The following is a 231-nucleotide window of genomic DNA, read 5'->3' as shown; positions in this document are numbered from 1 at the left end:
GGGAGCCAGCCGCCGAAGGTGGGGCAAATGATTGGGGTGAAGTCGTAACAAGGTAGCCGTATCGGAAGGTGCGGCTGGATCACCTCCTTTCTAAGGATAAATACGAAAAGCGAAGAACGGTTCTTGGTTCGAAGCTAGACATAACGTAATAACAACGCTTTTTCGCTTCGTTTAGTTTTGAGGGAATATCCCTCGTTATTTTCGCTGATTGTTCCTTGAAAACTAGATAAC

Annotated in this window: 1 rRNA gene; it reads left to right on the top strand. The window is 45.9% G+C overall.

The annotated features are described in order from the left end of the window. A 16S ribosomal RNA gene (locus ETB99_RS14835) occupies positions 1–90 on the top strand; the annotation flags it as partial. Between the last annotated feature and the right edge of the window lie 141 nt (positions 91–231).

It is taken from the genome of Anoxybacillus sp. CHMUD, from assembly GCF_013096965.1.
GTDB classification, from domain to species: Bacteria; Bacillota; Bacilli; order Bacillales; family Anoxybacillaceae; genus Anoxybacillus; species Anoxybacillus kestanbolensis_A.
This window is presented reverse-complemented; position numbering and strand designations above follow the sequence as displayed.